Annotated in this window: 17 protein-coding genes; 9 read left to right on the top strand and 8 right to left on the bottom strand. The window is 40.0% G+C overall.

Features of this window, described 5'->3' with window-relative positions:
• Positions 1–60 precede the first annotated feature (60 nt).
• Positions 61–2,124 (bottom strand): OmpA family protein, encoded by a 2,064-nt coding sequence (locus tag FN809_RS01685; protein ID WP_142531743.1) that lies wholly within the window; start codon positions 2,122–2,124, stop codon positions 61–63.
• Complete coding sequence (locus FN809_RS01680) at positions 2,109–3,125, bottom strand: PorP/SprF family type IX secretion system membrane protein (protein WP_262709407.1); 1,017 nt, start codon at positions 3,123–3,125, stop codon at positions 2,109–2,111. Before FN809_RS01680 ends, FN809_RS01685 begins: the two co-directional genes overlap by 16 nt.
• 118 nt (positions 3,126–3,243) lie before the next feature.
• Here FN809_RS01680 and FN809_RS01675 point away from each other — a divergent pair, with 118 nt between their 5' ends.
• The 7 genes from FN809_RS01675 to FN809_RS01645 all read left to right on the top strand — a co-directional run bounded on the left by FN809_RS01675 (position 3,244) and on the right by FN809_RS01645 (position 15,074).
• Positions 3,244–7,590, top strand: a complete 4,347-nt coding sequence (locus FN809_RS01675; RefSeq protein WP_142531741.1) for a PKD domain-containing protein — start codon at positions 3,244–3,246, stop codon at positions 7,588–7,590.
• Between the two features lie 4 nt (positions 7,591–7,594).
• Positions 7,595–8,698, top strand: a complete 1,104-nt coding sequence (locus tag FN809_RS01670; protein ID WP_142531740.1) for an ATP-binding response regulator — start codon at positions 7,595–7,597, stop codon at positions 8,696–8,698.
• A gap of 42 nt (positions 8,699–8,740) precedes the next feature.
• Positions 8,741–9,637, top strand: coding sequence for a hypothetical protein (locus FN809_RS01665; protein WP_142531739.1), 897 nt, complete (start codon positions 8,741–8,743; stop codon positions 9,635–9,637).
• 207 nt (positions 9,638–9,844) lie between these two features.
• Entirely contained in the window at positions 9,845–10,273 is a 429-nt protein-coding gene (locus FN809_RS01660; RefSeq protein ID WP_142531738.1) for a hypothetical protein, read from the top strand.
• Positions 10,274–10,312: 39 nt separating this feature from the next.
• Positions 10,313–12,994 carry a hybrid sensor histidine kinase/response regulator gene (locus FN809_RS01655; protein WP_142531737.1) on the top strand — a complete coding sequence of 894 codons (2,682 nt, stop codon included), beginning with the start codon at positions 10,313–10,315 and terminating at the stop codon, positions 12,992–12,994.
• A 77-nt stretch (positions 12,995–13,071) separates the two neighbouring features.
• A complete protein-coding gene (locus tag FN809_RS01650; protein WP_142531736.1) occupies positions 13,072–14,181 on the top strand; it encodes a glycosyltransferase family 4 protein in 1,110 nt (369 codons plus the stop codon).
• A complete protein-coding gene (locus FN809_RS01645) occupies positions 14,178–15,074 on the top strand; it encodes a DMT family transporter (RefSeq protein WP_142531735.1) in 897 nt (298 codons plus the stop codon). The genes FN809_RS01650 and FN809_RS01645 overlap by 4 nt, the downstream gene beginning before the upstream one ends.
• A gap of 72 nt (positions 15,075–15,146) precedes the next feature.
• On the opposite strand, the gene FN809_RS01640 is transcribed toward FN809_RS01645, so the two are convergent.
• Positions 15,147–17,291 (bottom strand): biotin/lipoyl-containing protein, encoded by a 2,145-nt coding sequence (locus tag FN809_RS01640; protein ID WP_221929329.1) that lies wholly within the window; start codon positions 17,289–17,291, stop codon positions 15,147–15,149.
• A gap of 242 nt (positions 17,292–17,533) precedes the next feature.
• Positions 17,534–18,418, bottom strand: a complete 885-nt coding sequence (locus tag FN809_RS01635) for a tetratricopeptide repeat protein (protein WP_142531734.1) — start codon at positions 18,416–18,418, stop codon at positions 17,534–17,536.
• Positions 18,419–18,512: 94 nt separating this feature from the next.
• Between FN809_RS01635 and FN809_RS01630 the strand changes: the two genes are divergently transcribed.
• On the top strand, positions 18,513–20,291 hold the full coding sequence (locus tag FN809_RS01630; protein WP_142531733.1) for an SLC13 family permease: 1,779 nt from the start codon (positions 18,513–18,515) through the stop codon (positions 20,289–20,291).
• A gap of 3 nt (positions 20,292–20,294) precedes the next feature.
• Positions 20,295–20,978, top strand: coding sequence for a plasmid pRiA4b ORF-3 family protein (locus FN809_RS01625; protein WP_142531732.1), 684 nt, complete (start codon positions 20,295–20,297; stop codon positions 20,976–20,978).
• 148 nt (positions 20,979–21,126) lie between these two features.
• On the opposite strand, the gene FN809_RS01620 is transcribed toward FN809_RS01625, so the two are convergent.
• The 4 genes from FN809_RS01620 to FN809_RS01605 all read right to left on the bottom strand — a co-directional run bounded on the left by FN809_RS01620 (position 21,127) and on the right by FN809_RS01605 (position 26,090).
• A complete protein-coding gene (locus FN809_RS01620; protein ID WP_142531731.1) occupies positions 21,127–22,050 on the bottom strand; it encodes a ribonuclease Z in 924 nt (307 codons plus the stop codon).
• Positions 22,050–22,403: an STAS domain-containing protein gene (locus tag FN809_RS01615; RefSeq protein ID WP_142531730.1), complete on the bottom strand. Its 354-nt coding sequence runs from the start codon at positions 22,401–22,403 to the stop codon at positions 22,050–22,052. Before FN809_RS01615 ends, FN809_RS01620 begins: the two co-directional genes overlap by 1 nt.
• A 26-nt stretch (positions 22,404–22,429) precedes the next feature.
• Positions 22,430–24,286 carry a 30S ribosomal protein S1 gene (gene rpsA / locus FN809_RS01610; RefSeq protein WP_142531729.1) on the bottom strand — a complete coding sequence of 619 codons (1,857 nt, stop codon included), beginning with the start codon at positions 24,284–24,286 and terminating at the stop codon, positions 22,430–22,432.
• 202 nt (positions 24,287–24,488) lie between these two features.
• The gene (locus FN809_RS01605) at positions 24,489–26,090 is read right to left on the bottom strand and encodes an FAD-linked oxidase (RefSeq protein ID WP_142531728.1); all 1,602 of its coding nucleotides are present in this window, start codon (positions 26,088–26,090) and stop codon (positions 24,489–24,491) included.
• Between the last annotated feature and the right edge of the window lies 1 nt (position 26,091).

Raw genomic sequence — 26,091 nt, 5'->3', positions numbered from 1 at the left:
TGCTTACCACAGACCTGTTGCGGTAGGTAAGGTGATTAAAAATGAGAGTCCCTACTCCCGCTAAAGATGATCTATCAACCTAAACTCCGTTCTCCAATTCAAAGCTCTACCCTTCGGGTTGTCGGTGCCATCGTTTTTTTTGTTAGGTGCAATAGGGCGAGTGCCACCATAACCTACTGCCTTTAACCTGTGTGCATCAATCCCTTTACTAATTAAATATTTAACCACTTCGTTCGCCCTCCTGCTGGATAAGCGCATATTATACCTGTCGTTACCACGGGTATCGGTATGCGAGGCAATTTCAATTTCCACATCCTCGTATAACAACATCAGCTTCAACAAAACGGTGTCAATCACCGCACCCTCTTTATCCGTAAGTTTGGTGCGGTTGCCCGGGCCAAATACCTGATGCAGTATCGTTGGCAGCGTATCCATAGTTGTTACATTGATCCGACCAAGGTCCATATCTTTGTTGTCTACTCCACCGGTACTAAAATCTATTATTTTATTTACAACCCGCCTATCATTTATCTTTAACCTATAATCTAAACCAATGGGGCCTGAAAAATAAAATCCACCTACACTATCTGTGGTGGTACTGTTTAAATAAACCAAATTGACACTGTCTTTCCTTACATAAATATCAATTTTTGCTTTATCTACGAACTTACCCAGGGCATTGTTTCTGATATCATTTATCTGCCAATTACCCACCTCCTTCAAGCTCATAGTATAGCCTATCACAGAACCGGTGATACTTGCCTTTTCGGAAAAAACCGATTTCCAGGCATATATATCATCGCAACAATATGGATGTGTCAAGGACAATCCTCCTCCCCTGTTGGAAGTTATAAAACCGTTCTCGCCTAATTCATCCTCTGCGTAATATAAATCGTCGCAGCTTGAGTTAATAGGATAGCCCAAATTCACGGGCTCGTCCCAGTTCACCAATTCGCCTTGAGCGCTAAACACATCCAGGCCGCCAAAATTAGGCCAGCCATCTGAACTAAAGTACATTTTGTGGCTCATCCTATCATAAAACGGGGTGGCTTCGGCACCTGAAGTGTTTAAATAAATACCTGCGTTTACGGGTTTTTGATAGGTTTGTTTTACTAAATCGTAAATTGTATACCAAATATCGGTCTGACCGTAACCACCAGGACGTGTAGAAACAAAATAAACCACCTCTAAATTAGGATCATAGCAGGTACCTACTGTGGGTTCGGTTGAGGAATAATTGGGTATATTAATTTCGCTACCCAATTTATAGGGTTTTAACCACTCGTCCTTAAATTTTTCGCTCACATATAAATGACATATCATTTTATTTTGCCAGTTTCTGTTGCAACGGGTAAAATAAAAACGCTTCCCATCTATCGAAAAAACACCGTCACCGGTATCGTATTCCTTCGAATTAAAAAAAGGCGGGTCTGGCCGATGACCACCTGTCCACTTATCTTTTTGCTTTTTGGCCAAAAAAAACCTTCTCTTTGGAACATCACTTTCCGTGGTATAATATTTTAAAGTATCCACGGGCACTGAGGAATAAACAAAAACCGTGTCGGATAGAAAAAAGGGATTAAATTCTATATGAGCACCATTGATACCGGGCGGTAATTCCTTTAATTTTTTTTGGTAAATAGAGTCTTTCATTGCCAAGGCCAGTTCGCACCCTTTGGTTTGACTTTCCACCAGCATAGCGAAGTATTTGGGCATCCATTTTTTTTGTTGTCTCACCCGTATTTTTTTCAATAGTCCGTAGGCTTCTTCGTAAAAGCCCAGCGATTTTGCGTTTATCGCTTTATAGTAATTGGCCAGTTTCCACTTTTTGGGGCATATCTCCGCCAGCTTATCAAATGCCTCGTAGGCATTTGAATAATCTCGGGCTTTTTGATATTGGTATGCCAATTGCCATAGATACTTTGTTTTGTGCGGATATTTTTTATTCAGATAAGTATAGTAATAGATCGCTGAGTTATAATCGCCTTGCACAACGGCACTTTTGGCAAAACCCTTAATTTCCCATAGTTTTAAATCCTTCACATCATAGGGATGATGATGCGCTTGGCCAAAACTTTGCTGGGTAACCAACAAAAAAACAAACAGAATCAATATCTTATGCATGGTATGGTTGTTTTTTTTAGTAGAGCTAAAGGTCGTTGATAAATTAAGGTTAGTTCAAAAGCATTGGTGAAAATATTTGTTGTTTTCAAACCTGATATATCCACATCGAAACTACTTATAGCGGTCCAGTTACGATAGTTTAAACCCAATAGAAATATCATGGATTCAAATTCACGTTTGATACCATCGCGGATATATATACCCGCACTAATACTCCTAAAATCCTGATTAACGCTTTTTAAATTCATCCCCACATTAGATCCTATCAAAAATTCTGAGGCCTTGTTATGAAAAGTATAGTAAGATTGTGGCAGAAGGTATAGCTGCTCATTCAGCTTTACTTTTATCGATCCGTGCCAATTGCTACGCACTCGTAGGGGTTTGTTGTCGTTTAAAAAATAATCTTTGGCTCCGTTAACATGATACATAGCTAAACCTGTACTTAGCAAATAACCTTCTCCCTGGTAATTCCATAAGGCCCCTAAATTCACATCCGGGTAATTTGCAAATTCGCGTAAAAAATTCTCCGACGTAGGGAGTAAGCTATTAAAACCACCCGTTTCTCTATCGTATTGCTCAGGAAAACTAAAATTACCGTACTGCAAGCTACGCATCACCCAGCCAACCTGCAGTCCGGCCCCAATATATGAACGCTCCGAAACCTGAACCATACTGCTGCCCGAAGCATATATTTTATGGGTAGGTAAAGAAGGTCCGGCTGCATTATCGTAACTATATAATACACCCAAGCCAAGCTTAGTTTTATAAAGATTTACCGACTGATCGTAAGAAACGCTTGTCGTATTCAAGGGATCGCCAAAATACATGCCCTGTGTACGTATATTATTGGTGAAACGCCAATGAGAATCAATAACACCCGTTAAGGCCGGATTCAAGTGCAGTGGCGATGAAAAAAACTGGGAATAATGCAAGCTTTGTCCTTGAACAGCTATACTCAGCATCATTATAACTATATATATACTTATACAAAAAAACCTCACAATAAAACATTATTTTTTTTATATTGGACAGAAACAAATTTCCATCTTTCACGTATAAAAATTTTACGTTTTCATAACCAACCCAACAAACTATAAACCATTAGTAAGCCGTAGCAATATGAATAAACATCTTCGTTTTTTTTCTTTTCATTTCATTGTTATTTTTTCGTTTATTCACGTAAACTCTCAAGTCGTTGTCAACTTTACGTCTAAAACCCAAGAAGGTTGCGTACCCTTACAAGTTAATTTTGTTAATAAAACGCCCAACGAAGGAAACCTGACCTATTTATGGGATTTTGGCGACGGCAACACCTCCACGGAACCAAATCCGCATTACACGTATACTTCTGTGGGAAGGTATACCGTAAGCTTAACCGTTACTGATGGGGATAACAGCCAATCTCTTACTAAGGAAAATTTTATCCATATTTACGATGCGCCAGTGGTAAGCTTTACGCCCGATAGTCCCACGGAACAATGCGCTCCATTTGACATACATTTCATAAGCCATATTTCGTCCACCACAACTAACGATAATTACTTATGGGATTTTGGAGATGGCATTTTCAGTACCGACCCAAACCCTGTTCATACCTTTCAACAACCCGGAATATACAGTGTTACATTAATTTATACCGACAAAAATGGTTGCATAAGTAAAACCTCTATCGACGAATTAATTATCGCAAAAAAACCCACGGCTATTTTTGAAGTCAAGGAACGTTTCTCCTGCAAGGGCATTTTAAATACACAATTCAACAACCAATCATACGGAATAGGCGACTTAAGTTATAAATGGGATTTTGGCGATCAACAATTTTCGCACCAGCAAAGTCCGGCACATCAATATACCCAGGCAGGCAGCTACGATGTTTCGTTAACTGTAACAGACGATTTGGGCTGCAGCGACTCCATTGTATTTAAAGAGTTAATAGAAGTAAGCAATACCTTGGCTGGCTTTACCTTAATTGCAGACACTGTTTGCCCCAACACACCCGTATTATTTACCAACACCTCTATAAACAACCGGATAAACAAGTGGGATTTTGGCGACGGAAAAAATTCCACTGAAATCAATCCATCACATATTTATACCCAACCGGGCGATTATGTAGTGGAGTTGGTGATTGAAAACTATGAATGTACAAGTAGAACTACTGCCCTTATTCATGTTGAGGAAGTAAAAGCTGACTTTACAATATCAGATAGTTTTGCATGCCAGGTACCTGTAGATATTACTTACAATGCTACGGGCGACCCAATGGAAAGCTATAACTGGATTTTTGGAAAAGATGAAACCTCAGACCAGAAAACACCTATGCACACCTACACCTCAAGCGAAGAACTCAGTAAACATAAAAAACAAAACCATACCACCACACTTATCGTCACCAGCAAACATGGCTGCAAGGCCAAGGTGGTAAAAAAAGATGTTTTGCAGATAGTGCTGCCACAAGTTAAGATTACCAGCGACAGACCCACATCGGGTTGTACGCCTATCGACATAAAATTTGATCACACCATTACATACGACACACCGCTGGATCATATTAGTGGTATTACCTGGAAAACCGACAAAGGAGATCCGAGCACAGAAGACGCTTTTCATTACACATATAATGAGGTGGGTAAGTACAATGTATACCTGTCTGCCACAACCGAACGAGGGTGCACCGCCAACAGCAGTATCACTATTTCGGCAGGGCAAAAAGTAGAGGCTGACTTTAAGGTTAAGGATAAAAACATTTTTTGTGCCAGCGAGGCAGTAGAATTTATTGATATAACCAACAATGCTCCTCTTTTTGACGATATTGTATGGGATTTCGGTGATGGCATGAAAAGTGAAATGGGCATACCCATGCATCATTATACCGATACGGGCTATATGGATGTAAAATTACAAGTTACCCACAACGGCTGCATCAGTTCCACAAAAAAAGATAAGGCCGTATACATTAAAGGACCTATTGCCAAATACAGCAGAATACAAAATTGCGACTCGCCCTACACCGCCGATTTTACCATCGACCTGATAGATGCAGATTCTTACACCTGTTATTTTGACGATGGTGATTCCATCGTAAATGCAGGAACTAACTTTTCACACACGTATACGCAAAAAGGAATATATGCAGTAGTGCTCAAGGCCCACAAAGCGGGTAGTACCTGCTCGTTTTCCTACCATAACAATATACTAATATCCGACCCACAAGCTGTTTTTGACACCACCGGCACCGGTCCATGTGCCAACACCGCGCTGCGATTCGATGCCAGCCAAAGTAGCGACGCCGCCTCCTTTGATTTCAACGGAATGTATAAAAAATATTTGTGGGATTTTGGCGACAATACCACGGTGGAGTTTAGCGACGACCCTATAGTACATAAATACAAACACAAAGGTACCTTTGTTGCTCAACTAGTGGTAAAGGACCGAAACAATTGTACGGACACCCTACGGAAAGAAATAAAAATTTTTAATCCGCTAAGTAAATTTACTAACGATTATGTAGATGGATGCATGCCTGTTAAATACCAGTTTAATAACTTAAGTGAGCACGAGTTACCTATTACCCGGTGGGAATGGGATTTTGGCGACGGCACCACATCCAACCAGGAAAATCCTACACATGAATACCAGGCTTTTGGCAACTACAATGTGCGACTTTCTCTGACCAACGAAAAAGGCTGTACATCGAGTATGTTGCTTAAAAACGAAATTAAAGTGATAGATCCGCACGCGGCCTTTACAGTTTCTAAACTTAATGCCTGTATCAACGATACACTGCTATTTTGGGATCGATCCAAGAGCAACGTGAGCGACTTTTTATGGGACTTTGGCGATGGAAATCAAAGTACACTCCGAAACCCAAAACATGTATATAGTCATCCGGGCATCTACGATGTATCACTTACAATAACTGACCACCATGGATGCGAGCTCAAACACACCGAACCATCATATATTAATACCGAAGCGCCGCCAGTAGCTCAATTTACCAGTAATCAACAGGAATCCAATTGCTACCCTTTTCCCGTACTGTTTAGTAACGAAACAAACTATTCGAAACCGGGCACCCAAAAATGGATGTTCGGGGATAACCTCGACGGTTCCACCCTAAGTAAACCACAGCACATCTATACCAAACCCGGAAATTATCAGGTGTCGCTAATAGCCTATTCGGCCAATGGTTGCGCCGATACACTCACCAAAGCCGATTTTATCCGCGTTAAAGGACCTTATGCCGAAATTGCACTTCCGGATACTGCCTGTTTTAACAGTGAACTTACATTTGGAGTGAAAAACGAAAATAACCTGTCATCCGTTGTTTGGGACTTCAGGGATGGTAGCATATCAACTGACTTGGAGAGTAAACATAGATATAAGCAATCGGGCTATCTGTACCCCTTATTATTGCTTAAATCAGATAGCAAGTTTGAGTGCAACAAAATAATTACCGATACAATTTTTATTAGGGAACAGGTAAAAGCCAAATTTATTTATCCTGACGACAACAATAGTGGATGTATTCCTTTTAATATGCGTGTTATCAACCAATCTGAAAATGCCGTTAACTATCAATGGCAAAGTGGCAACGGAATGGAGAGCAATGAAGCCAGTCCTTCGTTTGTATACAAAACCAACGGAACCTATCCGCTAAAACTTGTTGCGAAGGACAGTTTTGGTTGTAGCGATACGCTCGTTGATGCTATTACAGCTCATCCCCTGCCTACAATAACTACCTCACCCGATACTTTTATCTGCGTTGGCAACAATTTGTTGTTGCAAGCCTACGGAGGAATTGCCTACCGCTGGGATCATTCACCATATCTGGACGATTTGAACATTGACGCTCCCATAGCCAATCCTGTTAAAAACACCACTTTTAGGGTTAGCGTTACCGACCAAAACTCCTGCGTAAATAAAGATTCTGTACGTGTTACCGTACAGCAAATACCCGTTTTAGAACCCATTGATACCACCATTATTATTGGCGAAACGGTACAGTTAAACCTATACCGCAACAACATTAAAACTTATACCTGGGAAGATGCACCCGGAATATCGTGTACCAATTGCCCAAACCCAATTTTATCGCCCTTAAACAGCACTGAATATATGGTAAGCGTAACCGACACAAGTAATTGTTTTACCGAAGTTTACAAAGCTAAAGTAAAGGTAGAAAAAAAGTATTCGGTAGATGTTCCTACCGCTTTTACACCAAATAATGATAACATAAACGATATAATTTACGTAAAGGGATGGGGACTAAAGAAGCTAGTCTATTTTAGGGTGTTTAACCGCCTGGGACAGATAGTTTTTGAAACAGACAATTTAAAGAAAGGGTGGGATGGCAAATTTAAAGGTAATCCACAAATAGCAGACACTTATAATTACGTTGTAAAAGTAGTGACCTACAACGACGACATGTTAGAGAAAAAAGGATCTTTCAATTTATTAAGATAAGTAAATGGAGAAAAAAGGCAGGATACTGGTGGTGGACGACAATCCAAAAAACATACAATTATTAGGCAATATTCTAAACGACAACCATTATGATTTAGAGGTGGCATTGGGTGGTAAAGAAGCACTACAATGGCTTCGCCACGATAAATTTGATTTAATTTTATTGGATATCATGATGCCCGAAATAAACGGTTTTGAAGTTTGTGAGATCATACGACAAGATCCGGAAAACAACATTATGCCCATTATATACCTCTCGGCAAAAAACGATAAAGAAAGCACCGTGCAAGGCTTTAATGTTGGTGGACAAGATTTTATTTCGAAACCTTTTGACACTTCGGAGCTCCTGGCAAGGGTATCTACCCACATAGAATTAAAAAAAAGCAAAGAAAGATTATTGAATACCAACCGGGATTTGGAACAAAAAGTAAGGGAACGTACGCTGGAACTCGAAGAATCAAACAAACGTTTACAGGCTTTAACGCAAACCAAAGACAAGTTTTTATCTTTTATAGGACGAGAAATAGCCTCGCCACTGAATGACATTAATAGGGTGGTTAATCTGATTAAACATTCGGCGGAATCGTCGCGCATGTCGGAAACCATAAATTTACTGGAACATTCTACGGTTAACCTTGCCTTTATTGTAAAAATGGCCAGTCAGATTACCCAAATAAACAACAACGAAAATATTGAATTCCAAGAGTTTTATCTTAACGGCCTAATTGAACATATACTTTTACAAGAGGATGGGTTAATTGACAGCAAAAACCTGAACCCCGTGTGTGAGATAGATGACAGCATTAAATTAAAAGCCAACAAAGATTTAATAAAAAACTCTTTTTTGGGAATTTTAGATACAATTTTCAAACATATTGAACACGATTCACGTATCCATATTTATTTAAATATATTACAACATAAAAAAGAGCTTGTAATGACCTTTAATCCTCCCAATTGGGACTGTAAAGATACAAATACAATGCCCGAAGAAACCTTGCTGTATTTTTCGTATGCCGATTTGGTAATGGATTTTCATCAAGGTACGTTTGAAATAAAACAAGATACCAAAGCGTCCATGTCGTTTGTATGGACATTTAATAGTTAAAAGGATAAAACGTCATTTAAACGTAAGAAAAAAAACATTTTTATGATAAAAAAAATTATTTTACCCACAATGATAGGCCTTGCCCTGGTTTTAAGTGCCTGTAACGGATGTAGTAGCAACCAAAAAATTGACGAGAACACGGATCCATTGTTAGATTTTGAATCCATTAACATTATTGATTCAATCGATGCCGTCTTTTATGCTCTGCCGTCACCCGAAGAAATTATTACCTACATTAATGACAATAAGGTAAAATTTGATCCCAGTTTAATGCACAACTCTAAACTGGCCAAGATGTATGAGGGCTACGAAAAGAAAGCCCTAATCTGTGGAATTTACTTTGCTGATTTGGCTTATATTTCGGCCTTTAACAAAAGTGATTTTGCTGGCGAATACATCTCCACCGTAGATTATCTGTTAAAAGAACTAAACATTAACCCCAACTTCTCTAAAGAACAACAGATGAGGATACTGGATGCTACCCTGGAACCGGATTCGATGTATGCGGTTTCGCGTGAACTATACGATACGGTTATCAGCTACCTCCAGGAGTACGATAATGGAAAAACCCTATCGCTGCTTTCAGCTGGAGCCTTTATCGAAAGCTTGTACCTGACCACCAGCTCGCACGTTGACTTTGACAAGCAAAAAAATGCCATTGATCGTATTGCCGAACAAAAATTATTATTCCAGGACATTGTAACGATGGTTAAAACCTACGAAAGCAATCCAGCCCTCAGCGATTTGATCAATGATTTACACGTGCTGGAAAAATCGTACAACAATCTAAATATAGAATTCGGTGATCCACAAGTAAACCAACAATCCAATGGTTCGTTACGCATCGAAAGTAAAAATGAAATTACCTTAACTGAGGAGAACTATTTTATATTCTCGGATAATGTGCAAGATTTCAGAACCAAAATGATTAGGCAATAAGTTCATTGTTTTGCTATTTAGTATTTGAGGTTATGAAACGAGCCCCCGAAGAAGCGGGCAAGCTAGGAGAGTTCTCTCCCACACTACCTGTCCCGCCTTAGCGGGAGGAGAATGATTATAATAGCGAGTTCCCACGATGAAAAATCGGGGCAGGCTATCCCGCTATGGCGGGACAAGTTAGTGGCAAATGAAATCAACTTAAAACCTATGAAAAAAAAAATATACAGTATACTACTTGTAGGCATCCTTAGCTTAACCGGCACTATAGCCGATGCCAACGGCTGCTCCAACACCTACAAAAAATGTAAATCGCCCGATAAATCTTATACGCTGAGTACCTCCTCACGATCTATCAAAATGCGCAGGGGAAGAAAAGTGGCGATAATGCTAAATGTTTTCGGTGGAAAAGAATATTTTTTTTCCACCTATTCTAAACCCAAAATGGGCGTGTTGCAATTTAAAATCATTAGCCCAATCAACAATAAAATATTATACGATAATTCGGCCGAAGGATTGTGTGACACAAAAGTATTTAAGGTAGACAACACCCAAAAGCTATTAATCGAAATATCAGCTCCCAATTGGCAAAGCTCCAATACCTATGAATGTGCAGGCTTTAAAATTGCCTATAAATAATTTATCTGCACGCACTTATCAACCAGTGTAACATTAAAAATGCCTGACAATAAAAGAGTAAACAACAAAAAGAATCTGGATCTGAGTTTTGAAATATTCAATTCGTCGGACTTAGGCTTTGTTGCCTACAATAAAAAAGGGATAATACATGCTGTAAATACGCAATTATGTTTGTATTCAGACCTTACCAAAGATAAGTTAATAGGCAAGAATATAAATGACGTACTTAATTTTTACGACAGCTATAGTGGCCAAAAAATTTGTTTCGCTACCCTCTGTAACAATGAGCAAAGTTATGCTGAAGGCATTGTACACTCCTTTATTTTTATATCCGAAAAAGGAGTTGAATATAAGGTAGAAGCACAAGTAAATGCCACAGAAGATAATAGCACCAATTTTAGCGGATATTTACTGAGTATCGAAAATCAAAACAATCATTATTCTTCGCATTCGGAAAGTGCCGACCGGGAATATATGCTTTCACTGGCAACAAAAAACGGTAAAATTGCCATATGGAAATACGATTTAGGCACACAACAATTCAAGATAGATCCTTTTTTTAAAACCATTATTGAAGATACGGACATCGACATACGGTACCTTAACCTATCATGGTTGCTTAACTATATCCACCCTTCCTATAGGGAAGATGCCGAAAAAGAGTTTACCCATTTTATTATTGGTAAGAGTGCCACTTACGAATCGACTTTTAAAATAGAATTGGATAACAACAGGTACAAATGGTTGTTGAGCACAGGTATTTTTTCCGAATGGGATATGGAGGGTAATCCCGTTACCGTAGTAGGTTATTTTCAGGATGTTACCGGAAGGAAAAACAGGGAAATAAAAATGCAGGAGCAACAATCGCTGCTTAAAGCTACCATTGAATCTACAACCTCAGGCATTGTTGTTATCGACAAAAACAACCATGTTGTACTGAAAAACCAGATGCTATGTAAACTATGGAAAATACCCTCCACCACATTATTGGAAAGCAAAGCCGATTTTGAAAAAATGGTGAAGGAGAAAATTAGCGACAACACCCTGTCCCGGCAAATAACAAAAGAAAATATAATATTAAGCGACAGCAAGGTGAATATCGAAATTGTGTTGAAAGATGGCAGGTACCTTGATTGTTTTTCGGGACCACAGATTATGGACAACACAATTGTAGATCGCATATGGAGTTTTCGCGACATCACCAAGCGTAAACTCTCCGAAATAGAGCTCCATCGTGCCAAAGAACTGGCCGAAGCAGCCAATAAAACAAAAAGCTCCTTTTTGGCCAACATGAGCCACGAAATAAGAACACCCCTAAATGCCATATTGGGCTTTTCGGAGATATTGGAAAGGAAAATTTTAGATACAAGTTTACATCACTACCTTTCTTCCATCACAAAAAGTGGTAAAACACTATTATCCCTACTCAACGAAATATTAGATTTATCAAAAATTGAAGCCGGTAAACTTAAATTACAACTAACAGAGGTAAATATAAAAGAATTATTTGCCGAAATAAATAAAATATTTCAGGTGCAAGCCCAGGAAAAAGGCCTTGCCTTTGAGATAATTGAAAAATGCCCTACCCCAAAAACCATATTAATAGATGACCTCCGTTTAAAACAAGTGCTCATCAACGTTATTGGCAATGCCATAAAATTCACTTCCTCGGGTTTTGTACAGGTAAGCTATCATATTCAGCAGCTTAGCGACGACACACATAAGCTGCTCATTGCGGTTACCGATTCGGGTATAGGGATTGAGTCGGCTCAAATAGATTATATTTTTGACGACTTCAGGCAGCCCGACGATCAGGACAACCGACTTTACGAAGGCACCGGGTTGGGGCTGGCCATAAGTGATAGGTTAGTTAAATTAATGGGTGGATTTATAGATGTAAAAAGCAAGCTAAACCGAGGCAGTATTTTTACGATTAAAATACCCAACATAACTGTTTTAGACAGCGAAACCGGATTACCACGGGAGGTACAATTCGACACCGATAGGATTCAGTTTTATCCATCTAAAATATTGCTGGTTGACGACAGAGAAATTGACCGGCAGGTTTTAAAAGGATTACTGAAACCCTATCAGCTCGAAATTCATGAAGCCATTAACGGGATACAGGCAATTGAAATGGCAAAAAAAATAGTGCCCGATCTTATATTGATGGATATTAAAATGCCTTTAATGGGCGGTAGCGAAGCAATGCAAATATTAAAAAACAATATTCAGTTAAAGCACATCCCGGTAATTGCAATTACGGCTACTTCGGATTTAAAAAACATTAAAACCAGTATCAAAGGATTTAGTTTTTTTATATCAAAACCCATTCATCTAAACGAATTACTCATTGTTTTATCGTGGCATCTTAAACATAAAAAAAGTAAGTCTGTCCGTAAAAAACAATCCCTACCCTTTACCTTGCCGCCCATTGAGAATATGGAGGAAATAAATCAACAACTTAAACAGTTGATACTGCCCTTGATAAAGGAAATTAAAGAACTACATTCCTCGGTAAAAATAAAAATGCTCATACAAAGCCTGGATAACACTGCACAGCAATTCAACCTTGATTATCTAAAAACAGTAGCTTTAAATATAACACAGAATTCGAGCAATTTTGATTTTGAAGGAATCGATAAAAATATGGAGGCGCTGATAGAATATTGCAAGGCCATAGATACCGCCAACAACACCAAACAGGATAACATAAAATAATTATTACAGATATTGTTGTTCGGGTAAGGCATAACAAGAGATTTTTTTCCTACTTTTACGGCACATTTTGTATCATTATGAGTGATTTATTAATCAAGCTGCTTATCCCATTAGCCGGTCTCGTATCCTTTGCGATGGTATTTCTTTCAATACCTACTATTTTGCGCGTGGCCGAATCGAAAAACCTATATGATGAGCCCAACAAAAGAACGGCACATAAAATCAGAATCCCTACTCTTGGCGGACTGGCCATATTTTTGAGCTTTTTGTTCACTTATTCGCTCTTTTCCGATTGGTTTAGTTTTACCCAAATTCCTTTTTTGATTCCTGCACTGCTCATTATATTTTCAATTGGCATAAAAGACGACATCATGGTTACGGCGCCCATGATAAAGCTTTTTGGGCAAATTTTGGCAGCTTTTATTATCGTTGGATGGGGCGATCTACGCATCACATCGTTCCACGGTTTCTTTGGCCTCGAACCCAATTATCTCACAAGCATATCAATTAGCGTATTGCTTTTTGTTTTTATATTAAACGGTTTTAATTTAATCGACGGCGTAGATGGCCTGGCTGCCATCACCGGCATGGTATCTATTACTTCTTTTTCTGTATGGTTCTATATCAACGGCAACTATCACATCCCCGTATTTTCCGCAGCTCTAATAGGAGCCTTACTGGCTTTTTCCTATTTTAATATTTTCTCGAAACGACAAAAAATATTCATGGGCGATACGGGATCGCTATTGCTCGGCTTTTTACTCGCTGTGGTGGCTATTCGATTTGCCGAGTTCAATAAACCCATTAATGCCGCGGCGTTAAAGTACCAAATGAATTCGGCACCTGCTGTGGTGCTGGCAGTTTTAATTGTTCCGGTAATAGATACCTTGCGTGTTTTTGTTTTTAGAATATCCAAAGGTAACTCCCCCTTTGCAGCCGACAAAAACCATATACATCATCGCATGCTCACATTGGGCTTCAGCCATTTTCATATATCGCTTATTATAGGCGCCATAAACCTTGCTTTTGTAGTACTTGCTTTTAGTTTGCGTAATCTGGGCACACTGCGTTTATCCTTGCTAATTCTATTTTTGGGTATACTATGCGCCTATCTGCCGGCTTTTTTTATTGCCCGTAAAAAAAAGAAACTACTTAAAACTAAAATACAAAACCGCCACAATAAATGACCGCGTACTTTGGCGAAATGGTTGCACTTGCCACGGCCTTTTGCTGGACCATAACATCGATCTCGTTTGAGTGGGCCGGAAAAAAAGTAGGCTCTCTCCCACTTAACTTAATAAGGCTGGTATTGGCTTTCCTGTTCATCAGCATTTTTTCGTATTTCAGGTTAGGTTTATTTTTTGCCTCTGATGCTCCTCCTGAAACATGGGGATGGCTGGCATTGAGCGGCATCATCGGTTTATTTATTGGTGACTTACTTCTGTTTCAGGCCTTTGTGCTTATCGGCGCGAGAGTATCAATGCTTATAATGGCCCTAACTCCGCCCATTGCAGCCTTTTTTGGATGGCTCATCCTTAACGAGCAAATGACCCCAAGCCAACTGATAGGCATGACCGTTACTATAATGGGCATTGCCATGGTTATACTGGCCAAAGAAAAGAATCAGAAAACCGTACAAATTCGTTATCCGGTAAAAGGAATTTTAATGGCTTTTGGAGGTGCCGTTGGCCAGGGGCTGGGACTGGTGGTTTCAAAACTGGGCATGAAAGACTATGATCCATTCCTCGCCACTCAAATAAGAATTATAGCAGGTGCAGCAGCTTACATAGCTCTGTTTTTTGTATTTAGTAAATGGAAGCCCGTATTTACTGCCTTGCATAACAAAAAGGCCATGATAGGAATTTCTACAGGCTCCTTTTTTGGCCCTTTCCTGGGGGTGTCATTTTCTTTACTGGCCGTGCAACACACAACCACCGGCATCGTTTCAACCATTATGTCCATCGTCCCGGTATTAATCATCATCCCTTCCATCATTGTTTTCAAAGAAAAAGTTAGCCTAAAAGAAGTGGCCGGAGCCGTAATTGCTTTTGGGGGCGTGGTGATGTTTTTTGTGTTTTAAATTCTCAAAACCAAAAAGCCACTGCTCAAAAACTGAACAGTGGCTCTTAAAAAATATAATTTTACGAGCTGCTTAGCTCACAATTAAATCCAACACCTTTGCATCTGCGGCAACCGTATCGCCAACTTCTACAAATATTTCGTTAACAGTACCGGCAAAATCACTGGTAATGCTGTTTTCCATTTTCATGGCCTCCAGTATCACTACCACCTGACCTTTTTCTACACCATCGCCTGCACTCACCTGTACATCTAATATTTTACCGGGCATAGGCACAGTAACAGGTTTAGTTGGGCCTGTTGCTTTTTTTGCTTGCGCCGGAGCTGCTGTTTTGTTATCCACAGTTTGCGGAGACTCATCAACAATATCCATGATGGCTGCATCGGCAGCTACTGTTTCTCCTTCAGCTGCTAACAAACTATTAACATATCCTGCAAAATGCGAGGTGATGCTATTTTCCATTTTCATGGCCTCCAACACAGCTACAGGCTGATCTTTTTCCACTTTGTCGCCCGGCTTAACCAAAAACTCCATGATGCGTCCCGGCATGGGTACAGTCACTTTTTTACCGCTCAATTTTTTCTCTGCTGCCTTAGGGGCTTCAACGGTCGTTGCCTTTTTAGCTGTGGTTGAGCTGGCTTTTTTGGCTTCCCAAGCTGCTTTTTTAACACCTGTTAAAAATCCTTTGGCCACCATGGGGAAAAGTTCCAACAGCAATTCTTCCTCTTCGTTTTCGGCCAGTTTTACACCGCCAAAATCTTCGAGAACAGGATTGGGCTGCATCTTATACTTTGATGTATCAAAGGGACGTTCATCGCTGTGTCCACAAATTTTCTCTCTAAATTCGGGTTTTACCGGAATTGGCGTTTTGCCATATTCTCCTTTCACCAAGCTAATAAACTGATTGGACACATTAGTGTACATAGGCAATCCTTTTTTAGCATCCATGGCGCAATTTACCGCCTGTGCTCCTACAATTTGGCTGGTAGGGGTAACCAATGGGGGTAATCCGGCATCCAAACGCACCTGTGGTATCAGCTTCATGGCATCCTCCAAAATATCTTCGGACTTAAGTGCTTTTAGCTGAGCCACCATGTTGGTGTACATTCCACCGGGTATCTGTGCTTTTTTAACCAGTTCGTTGGGTTTTGGGAAGCCAAAATGCTTCTCAATAGCATGACATGCACGCACCAACTCTTGCTCATTTCCACTTTGCGCCGCTTTAATAGCTTTGTCGAACTCTGCATCTATTTCAGCAGGCACAGTGTCGGTAAGCGGATTAAAAGGATGTGGGAAATGTTTACCCGCATCCACATCGGCAAGCTCCTGACGTATGGTATACAGTTCCTTGTTTATTTTAGCTACCGCTTCCATGTTTACATCCATCTCAATACCCAGTTTTTTTGTAAAGATATAGATGAGTTCGATGGCAGGTGCAGCAGGCCCACCGGCAAAATTCCAAATATTGGTATCGATAATATCAACGCCACTTACAACGGCAGCAAGCACAGAGGCAAGGCCATACCCGGGGGTACAGTGCGTATGAAAATCAACCGGTACTTTAACCGCCTTTTTAAACGCTTTAATTAAATTAGATACCCGCATAGGTGGAATAAGCCCACTCATATCCTTTATGGTAACCATGTCGGCACCCAGTTTTTCTAATTCCTTGGCCAGATTCACAAAATACTTGTCGGTAAAAACAGGCTTGGGAAGAGGCTTGCCTTTTAGTAAGGCTTTATAGCGTGCTGCCCTTTTGTATTCAGGATCTATGGTGTAACATACCGCACAGTCGGCTATACCACCATGTTGTTTTACATATTTAATAGTTGATTTAACATTGTTGATGTCGTTAAGTGCATCAAAAATACGCATGATACCCAAACCGGAATCGATAGCATTTTTACAAAAGCCATCTATAATTTCGTCGGTGTAGGGCGTGTAACCAAAAAGGTTTCTTCCACGCGACAATGCGGTGAGCTTACTTACATCACCCACTTCTTTTTTTATGGATTGCAAACGATTCCATGGGTTTTCGTTAAGATAGCGCATCACCGAGTCGGGCACGGCGCCTCCCCATACTTCCATGGCATAAAAGTTGGCATCTTTATAAAAAGGCAGTACGCGATCAATTTGTTCTTGTCGCATTCTTGTTGCAAATAACGACTGTTGGCCGTCCCTGAGCGTTAAATCTCTAATTAATAATTTTTTTGACATGCTATTGATTTGCTACGGTTATTACTTAATTGTTTTGTACAAAAATAGAGAATACAATCTGATAAAAATAGCCCTAAATGAGGGATTATACGTATTATATAACATTAAATTTTTTAATAAAGAAATTTTTCCGTAATATTACCATCCCATTTTATTTACTCTTCAATCGCCTTGTTTGCCATACCGAAATAGTAATTTTTTTCCTGCACACCTAACATTGCTTTCTCACTATCAGCCACATGCTATTGTTCAAGATCTTTTGCTTTGCTGTCCATTTTTAACCTTTTATAGGTAACCTTTAAACAGTTGATCACAGATTTGTCGTTTGGCGATGATAACAAGGCTTTTTCAAGGTATGGGAGGGCAATGGCATAATCCTGGTTTATTTTTTCCAACTTTTTAAGCGAATTGGTGTAATCCATTCGGTTGGGCTTGGATAGAGCCTCATAACGAGCGGTTTCTTTCTGAAACAAATAATCCGCCTTTTTAAAATAAACAATACCTAATAGCTTTGTAGCCTTTCCATAATTTGGATCTATGGTCAATATCTTCTCCAACGACCGCGAGGCATCATCAAATTGCTTCATATACAATTGCGCTGAACCGCGCAGATACATACTATTTATATCGTAGGGATCCAACTCTAATAAGGATGCCAATGAGGAACTCGCCTTTTTTAACTGACGTGTACTGTAATAAAAATAGCCGAGTTTTTTGAGGTAATCCTTTTTATAATCCGGAAATAACGCTTTACCTTTCAACAGCGCCGCTTCCGCTTCGGCGAGTTGCTTTTTTTCTGTATACAGCTGCGATAAGGTATAGTATAAATTGGGTTCGCGATAGCCTAACTTATCACATGTTAAAAGAAAAGGCAGCCCTTTGTCGTACATATTCGCACGCACATAGTTTTGTCCTGCTTTAAACACAGAAAGGGTGTCCGTGATATTTTCCTCGGAATAAGCTGCCACGGCTTTCTCATAGATAACTGCAGCCTTTTCATAATTTTCCAGGCCCTCGTGCATAATAGCTTCACTTTTAAAAATATCTCCCTTTTGAGCCGATGCTAAAAAGGGTATAAAACATATCATTAGGATAAATGATAAATTGTTAATATTACTTCTTATCATGTTGTTTTTTTTACAAAGTTATTATTTTTTGATAGCGTAACTATTTTTGATTTTTATATTTTTGTGGGTTATCGCAAGTAACTTATAAAACCATATGCAGCATTTTGATGTAATCGTTGTGTTTGCCGTTCTGGCATTTATATTAATATCCTTATATAAAGACCTTTTGGGTGCTGCCTTTACTTTTTTGGTTGCAGTAATGGTGTTGGGCTTTTTTGGAGTACTTACCCCTGTTGAAATATTAGCCGGTTTTGCTAACGAGCAAATAGCTGTTATTATGATGCTGTTACTTTTGGGCGATGCCATCCGGCAAATATCAGTCATCGAAATATTCTTCAGCCGTATCTTTCCGCGAACCAGCGGATACAAAGGTTTTTTGTCGCGCATCATGTTTTGGATAGGTGGTTTTTCGGCTTTTTTAAATAACACCCCCCTGGTAGCTGTGATGATGCCTTACGTGCACAATTGGAGCAAACGCAACAATATATCGCCCTCCAAACTACTGCTGCCCTTATCGTATGCCGCTATTTTAGGAGGCTGTGTAACCCTCATAGGCACTTCTACAAACCTAATCGTAAACGGGATGGTAATAGATCAAAACATTTTCCCGGATATGAAACCCTTACAGATGTTTGATTTCTTTTGGGTGGGTTTTCCCATGTTGATTATTGGATTTTTATACCTATTCTTTTTTGCTGAAAAGCTATTACCTACCCGGCACCCCCTAACAAAGGGCATTGTAGGTACCGAACGGAAATATGTAGTTGAAGCGGTAATCCGAAAAAAATCAAAGCTTATTGGTAAAACAATTCATGAATCGGGTTTAGGAGCTGAAAAAGGTCTTTTTTTGGCAGAGGTAGTACGCGGAAAAAATATCCTGCGCGTATTTGATAAAGATTTTATTTTGAAACATGGCGATCTGTTGCGTTTTGCCGGTGAATCGGAAGAGATTGCCAATTTACTTTCAGATGGTAGCGGGCTTACCCTGCCCTCCGTAGGTATGATGAGCAAACTGAAAAGAGCTGATGTAGTAGAAATTGTTATCTCTCACAATTCGTCACTGATATCCAAATCGGTAGGCGAAGTTAACTTTAGAGGTAAATATGACTCCGTACTCCTGGCCATGCATCGTAACGGCGAAAGGGTAACCGGCAAGCTCGACGAGGTAAAACTGAAAGCCGGCGATGTGATTTTATTACTGGCAGGAGATGCTTTTATGTCCCGTTCGCAGGACGATATAGACTTTTATCTGATATCAAAAGTTAAAGAGGTAAGAAAACCGGAACGATACAAAGTATGGACACTGTTCGGTGGTACCCTACTGGCCATATTTTTATCGGCACTTAACCTGATACCTTTGTTTATGGGGCTTTTGGTGGTATTGGTTGTTATTAACATATTAAAAGTAGTTAATGCCAAAGATTTGCCCAAAAACATCGACTATAATTTGGCGGTTATAATAGCTTTATCCCTGGCCTTAGGAACGGCCATGATGAAAACCGGAGTGGCCGACATGATATCCGGTGTAATGATCTCCATTTTCCTGCCACTGGGCAGCGTGGCGGTGTTGGCCGCAATTTACTTTATAACAACCGTATTAGCAGCCTACATTACTAATAAAGCGGCCGTGGCCATTGTTTTTCCTATTTCGCTTACGGCGGCTCATACCTTGGGCTTACCTCCGCTGCCCTTTGCGTTAGTAGTATCATTTGCTGCAGCAGCAAACTTTTTAACACCCATAGGCTACCAAACCAACCTTATGGTTTATGGCCCGGGAGGTTATAACTTCAAAGATTTTTTTAGAATAGGATGGCCATTGACCCTGATATACATGGTGGTTACTGTGGCTATTTTGGATTATATGTTTTTTTAAACGATGAACAAACAAAGCATCTATCATAAAAACTACATCGAAAACGGTTACCTCATGAACTATGAGAAACCGCCCAAAGTACTCCGTACTTCCAACCAAGTGTACCAGTTTAAAATTGAGTTGTTGGATATATTTCCGACTATCTGGAGGAGGATATTGGTGCCGGCCGATTATAATTTTTGGGATCTGCATATGGCCATTCAGGATGCGATGGGTTGGACCGGCTCCCACCTGCATCATTTTGAGATAAAGGGAAAAGGAAAAAGAAGGATGTCAAGTGTGGGCGTTCCCAACTTTTACAACATGCACGAGCTGCCCGAAATATTCCCGGGCTGGGAAATATCGATGCATAAATATTTTAACGACTTAGGTGAAGAAGCCAAATATATGTACGATTACGGCGACGGGTGGGTGCATAGCGTTAAGTTGGAGGGCTTTATCTTCCGCGAAAAAAAAGTGAAGTATCCCCATTGCATTGGAGGCGAAAGAGCCTGTCCTCCCGAAGATTGCGGAGGAGTGCCGGGATATCAAGAAGTGATAGAAACGCTATCTAACCCCTATCACTCCCGGCATCGCGACATGCGAATATGGGTAGGGGAAAATTGGGATGCGGAAAAATTTAATCCGTCCAAGGTTTTCTTTCACGATCCATACAAAATATGGAAACAGGCATTTTTGGAAACATAGTCAATCGTGACAATTTAAAACTCTGATCAGCATTCTGTTGCTTTTTCTAATATTTTCCAAGCCCATTTTTTAAAAAAAGTTAGTAGTTACAAAGCAACCCGTATTAACACCATAAATAGGTCAGATACAAAGATGATTGAAAACTCCCCTATTGCCCCACATGTATCACATCCCCCTCTATGGCCAAAAATGTGTTTGGAAATACCGCTTTGGCTTCATTCAGCAGCACATCAAGATTTTTATATCTCGACGAAAAATGACCCAATAACAGTTTACCGGCACCCGCTTTTGTAGCTATTTGTGCGGCTTGTTCGGCAGTGGAATGATAAGTTTTTTTTGCCAGATGAGCATTGTCGGCCGCAAAGGTTGCTTCGTGATAAAGCACATCTACTCCTTTAATTTGCTCAAGGATGCTTTCCGTATATTTGGTATCGGTGCAAAATGCATAGGAAAGTGGCTTTGGGGGATCTAAAGTTATATCCTTGTTAGACATCAGTGCACCATCTTTATTTATATAGTCGCTTCCCTTTTTTATGGCAATTCTATCTTTAATTGAGGGCTGATGGATGAATACAAAATCTTTTTTTAATTTACGCTCTTCGAGTTTTTGTTTAAACAGGAAACCCACCGTTGGAATACGATGTTTAAGAGGAATAGTTTCTACCGTGATGTGCTTATCTGTATATATCAGGCCTTTCTGCTTTGGATCAAAATCATCAAATACTACCTGAAAAGGTAAATCAACACAAAAATAATTTAACTGAGGTTGCAGTAGCTTTTCGAGATGTGGATGCGAATGGATGTGTAAAGGCGCCTTACGCCCCATAAGGCCGAATGTGGATATAAGTCCGATAAGGCCAAAACAATGATCGCCATGTAGGTGCGAAATAAAAATATGATCTATTTTGCTGAACTTAATTTTATTGGCTCGTAATTGTTGCTGGGTACCTTCGCCACAATCTATCAAAAAAAACCGCTCAGATGCATTGAGCACCTGAGCGGTTGGATATCTGTTAGCAGTTGGCAAAGCCGAATTGCTCCCAAGGATGGTTATTGTTAACGGCTTAAGCATTATTTTTCAATCGCTTTGCGCATTAACTCTACTCCCTCCTCCATTTTAGCGGCTATTGTTAAAACCGAATCCAACTGTGAAACGGAAATTAAACGTTCCACGGCCGGTTGCAATCCGGATAATACAAAAGCGCCGTCGGCATTTTTACACAACCTGTTGGCTACTAGAATAGCACTCAAACCCGATGAATCGCAATAGCTTGATTTTGATAAGTCCAGGAGAATATTTTTTTCCCCGTTACCCGACAATAAAACAAGTTCAGATTTTAGTGCGGGCGCTACATGCGTATCCAACTTTTCTTTTAAAATCTGAATAAGGGTGAAACCATCTAATTTGTCTATCTTAAAGTCCATCGGCTAAAGTGTTTAGGTTATACTGATTAATTCTTCTCGTCGGCTTCCATTTTATCTTTGAGTGCCTGCAAGCCAGAAATATCACCTAATGTAGTCTTTTCTAAGTTATCTTTCAACTTCTTTACACCTTTTTTGGTTGTTTTTGCCTGCTCAACTTTTTCTGTGTTTTCGGCAGTACGTTTAACATCCTCAAAAACTCTTGAATGTGAAAGGATTATACGCTTAGAAGACTTATTGAACTCGATAACTTTAAAATCCAATTTCTCATCCGCTTTTGCCTGCGAGCCATCCTCTTTTACCAAATGACGTGGGGTAGCAAAACCTTCTACTCCATAAGGAAGCGCTATAACTGCTCCTTTGTCGAACAATTCTATGATGGTTCCCTCGTGTACCGAATCCACTGTAAACAATGTTTCAAACACGTCCCATGGGTTCTCTTCGAGTTGTTTGTGACCCAGACTCAAACGTCTGTTTTCCTTATCAATTTCCAATACCACTACCTCAACCTCTTCACCTATTGAAGTAAACTCGGCCGGGTGTTTAATTTTTTTGGTCCACGAAAGGTCAGATATGTGAATAAGACCATCAATACCTTCTTCAATCTCAACGAAGATACCGAAATTGGTAAAGTTTCTCACCTTGGCTTTATGTTTAGAACCAACGGCATAGCTCTCTTCTATTTTTTCCCATGGATCTGTTTTCAGTTGCTTGATGCCAAGCGACATTTTGCGCTCGTCGCGATCCAGCGTAAGGATGGTAGCATCTACTTCGTCGCCCACTTTTAGGAAGTCCTGTGCGCTTCGCAAGTGTTGTGACCACGACATTTCTGAAACGTGAATCAAACCTTCAACACCGGGTGCAATTTCAACAAATGCACCATAATCGGCCATCACCACTACTTTTCCTTTAACCACATCGCCTACTTTAAGCTCGGTGTTCAACGAATCCCATGGATGGGCTGTCAGCTGTTTCAAGCCAAGTGCAATACGTTTTTTCTCATCATCAAAATCCAGGATAACAACATTGAGTTTTTGATCCAACTCAACCACTTCTTCGGGATGCGACACACGACCCCATGACAGATCTGTGATGTGAATCAATCCGTCTACACCACCCAGGTCGATAAATACACCGTACGAAGTAATGTTTTTAACGGTACCCTCAAGTACTTGTCCTTTTTCTAGTTTAGATATAATATCTTTTTTCTGTTGCTCCAATTCGGCTTCAATAAGTGCTTTGTGCGAAACAACAACGTTTTTAAATTCAGGGTTGATTTTAACCACTTTGAACTCCATTGTTTTTCCAACGTACATATCGTAGTCGCGGATAGGCTTCACATCGATTTGTGAACCCGGTAAAAAGGCCTCAATACCAAATACATCTACAATCATACCTCCTTTGGTGCGGCACTTGATGTATCCTTTGATCACCTCGTCATTCTCTAAAGCAGCGTTTACGCGATCCCATGAACGCAGCGCACGTGCCTTTTTGTGCGAAAGTACCAGCTGACCTTTTTTGTCTTCCTGACTTTCAACATAAACCTCTACCGTATCACCAACAGCTAAGTCGGGATTGTAGCGAAATTCGTTTCTGGAAACAATACCGTCTGATTTGAAACCGATATTGATTACAACTTCTCTTTTTGTTAAGGCAATAACTTCTCCTTCTATCACCTCTTTTTCGGAAATGGTAGATAAGGTTTTGTCATACAATTGTTCCAAATCTTCTTTAGAACTTTTACTTCCGAATACTTCGCCTTGTTCAAAGGTATCCCAGTCAAAACTTGCATCGGATGTGTTTTCGGTAGCCGTTACCGTTTCATTTTTTACTTCAGGAGTTTCGTTTACCTCCTGTGCGTTGTCGTTTTCGTTTACTTCACTCATCTAAAAATCAATTAATTACTAGTGGTTAGACATTATATTTATTAAAACTGCCGCAAAAGTACGAATTATTTATTTAAATACTATGGTATTCACAGCTTTAAAATTATATTATAGAAGCAGGTAGGGCCCTGTTTCATTTGATTTATATTTTTGCTTAAAATACTAATATTTATCTAATTAAATTTTAATTGATAACAAAATGCTATAGCTGGTCGATTAAGCCATTCGGAATATCTTCAACTATCTCTGCCAGTCCTGCGGTTTTCAAAAAATCGTTGCAAAAAAACTCCGCCATTTCATTGCTAAGCAAGGCACTACGGTACTGTCTCCATTCTTTGGCCTTTTGACCGTACATATGATCTATTAAACCGGGATAGCCCCAATCCATATTTTTGCCCCAATGCACAGTAAAGGGTACCCCGGCTTGCTGCAATACTTCAATCATACGCCGCGAAAAATCCGTCAGGCTCATTAATTTTTTACTTTTATTCCATAGTACACCGTCAATCTCTATGATACAGCTTAGCGGAAACTTTGTGAAACCAAGGGTTGCTTCTGTCTGCCTAACAAATCGCATAGCGTATATCCCCGGTATGGGTCCTTCTTCCTTGGCAAGGTTGGCTAGTAATTTTAATGCCTTAGACGAATGTGTATGATCCACTCCTACGGAACAGGCAAAGGCGGGCCCCAGATACGGCGCGTCCCAAAAAATTTCGGCCAATGTACCGGTAACGTCCATATCCACCGGCGGTAAAACGGCTTTTTGAAGTTTACGTACAAAATAGGGGATTTTTTTGGGCCACTTCTCCGATACCTTAATCAACAGATGAATTAAATCACGATACAAGGAAGTTTTTATGGTAGGCAGTGGATCCGGATATGGGATAGCATAAGGTTTTTTATACATTATCTCTATCACATACTCACGGTCATCCGCATAAGGATTCATAAATACTTTAAAATGATAAGGACGCAATGGTTTTCCCTTGCTGTCTGTTTCGCCATCTATTTTAAAATCCGAATTTTCAAAATCCATGGTATCCGACAGGTGCAGTGCAATATCCTTATCCACTTTTTTTACGTAACGACGCAATAAATACCTGTCCTCGGCCTCGATGACTATTCCGTGAATGAAGCCGAAGGAGCCCAGCCCCACCAGAGCAGCATTAAATAAAGCATCGTTACGGATGGTTCTGGCCCTTATCTTATGTGCAAACGCATCACTCAAAGCGGGCTTGGTATGTCTTTCAATATATACTACATCCTGTAGCTCCGGACCAATAATTAAATTCAGACCTACCACATAATCGGGTATGGCACCGGCATCAATGGCCGCACCGTGCACACCAGTTGAAATACAGCCGGCAATTGTTTGCCCGTTACTTGCTCCGCTACTTTTTAGCGATTTTCCGTAATTGTTTAATGTTTTTGAGAGTTCCTTGATGGTATTGCCGCATTGAAAAAAAAACAGGTTTTCGTCTTTATAAATACCTTGCGGGTGTATATCATCCGCCTTCAAAGGTACATGAAGGTTCATATTAGCGTTAAAGTGCATCCTATCCTTATGGTGTGCAATGTTGGACAGCGACCAGCGCGACCCATACGCCCGGAATCCCTGCCCGGCATCGATGGTTTCCTTAATTAATCGTCTGATTTCGTCGGCAGCATCGTTTAAACGATCAATTGCATCCGGAATATTTCCTTGGGGTTCAAGCTCAGTAACATATAAGCATTTGAGCGGAAAAGGGCCATTATTATGCATCGTATCCCATTCTGTTTTTTTATAAGCAGTTGTTCTGGCCATG

The organism is Saccharicrinis carchari, from assembly GCF_900182605.1.
GTDB lineage: Bacteria > Bacteroidota > Bacteroidia > Bacteroidales > Marinilabiliaceae > Saccharicrinis > Saccharicrinis carchari.
The sequence above is the reverse complement of the archived record's forward strand: the minus strand, read 5'-3'. Positions and strand labels throughout refer to the sequence as shown.

Coding starts and splice junctions, on each gene's coding strand:
- FN809_RS01685 (WP_142531743.1), bottom strand. CDS start 2,124: ATGCATAAGATATTGATTCTGTTTGTTTTTTTGTTGGTTACCCAGCAA.
- FN809_RS01675 (WP_142531741.1), top strand. CDS start 3,244: ATGAATAAACATCTTCGTTTTTTTTCTTTTCATTTCATTGTTATTTTT.
- FN809_RS01670 (WP_142531740.1), top strand. CDS start 7,595: ATGGAGAAAAAAGGCAGGATACTGGTGGTGGACGACAATCCAAAAAAC.
- FN809_RS01665 (WP_142531739.1), top strand. CDS start 8,741: ATGATAAAAAAAATTATTTTACCCACAATGATAGGCCTTGCCCTGGTT.
- FN809_RS01660 (WP_142531738.1), top strand. CDS start 9,845: ATGAAAAAAAAAATATACAGTATACTACTTGTAGGCATCCTTAGCTTA.
- FN809_RS01655 (WP_142531737.1), top strand. CDS start 10,313: ATGCCTGACAATAAAAGAGTAAACAACAAAAAGAATCTGGATCTGAGT.
- FN809_RS01650 (WP_142531736.1), top strand. CDS start 13,072: ATGAGTGATTTATTAATCAAGCTGCTTATCCCATTAGCCGGTCTCGTA.
- FN809_RS01645 (WP_142531735.1), top strand. CDS start 14,178: ATGACCGCGTACTTTGGCGAAATGGTTGCACTTGCCACGGCCTTTTGC.
- FN809_RS01640 (WP_221929329.1), bottom strand. CDS start 17,291: ATGTCAAAAAAATTATTAATTAGAGATTTAACGCTCAGGGACGGCCAA.
- FN809_RS01635 (WP_142531734.1), bottom strand. CDS start 18,418: ATGATAAGAAGTAATATTAACAATTTATCATTTATCCTAATGATATGT.
- FN809_RS01630 (WP_142531733.1), top strand. CDS start 18,513: ATGCAGCATTTTGATGTAATCGTTGTGTTTGCCGTTCTGGCATTTATA.
- FN809_RS01625 (WP_142531732.1), top strand. CDS start 20,295: ATGAACAAACAAAGCATCTATCATAAAAACTACATCGAAAACGGTTAC.
- FN809_RS01620 (WP_142531731.1), bottom strand. CDS start 22,050: ATGCTTAAGCCGTTAACAATAACCATCCTTGGGAGCAATTCGGCTTTG.
- FN809_RS01615 (WP_142531730.1), bottom strand. CDS start 22,403: ATGGACTTTAAGATAGACAAATTAGATGGTTTCACCCTTATTCAGATT.
- rpsA (WP_142531729.1), bottom strand. CDS start 24,286: ATGAGTGAAGTAAACGAAAACGACAACGCACAGGAGGTAAACGAAACT.
- FN809_RS01605 (WP_142531728.1), bottom strand. CDS start 26,090: ATGGCCAGAACAACTGCTTATAAAAAAACAGAATGGGATACGATGCAT.